Source organism: Prochlorococcus marinus (assembly GCF_001180245.1).
Taxonomy (GTDB): Bacteria; Cyanobacteriota; Cyanobacteriia; order PCC-6307; family Cyanobiaceae; genus Prochlorococcus_A; species Prochlorococcus_A marinus_F.
Map to the genome: position 1 here is coordinate 1 of NZ_CVSV01000130.1, position 262 is coordinate 262.

General features: G+C 33.6%; 1 protein-coding gene. It reads left to right on the forward strand.

Features of this window, described 5'->3' with window-relative positions; all coding sequences use genetic code 11:
• The coding region (locus tag AMO19_RS05165) for a lyase family protein (protein ID WP_257008963.1) at positions 1–262 on the forward strand (262 nt) is incomplete at both ends.

Genomic DNA, 262 nt, shown 5'->3' on the forward strand with positions numbered 1-262 from the left:
CTAGTCCACCTTCTGAAGATATTCACTATTGCATAGAAGAAAAGCTGATAACTTTAATTGGTGAAACTGGAAAGAAATTACACACAGGCAGAAGTAGAAATGATCAAGTTGGTACAGATTTAAGATTGTGGTTAAGAAAAGAGATTGACAATATTGAAATTTTAATAAACGATTTGCAAAAATCCTTTCTACGTCTTGCGCAATCCAATATTCATACCTTAATTCCTGGATATACCCACATGCAAAGAGCTCAACCATTATC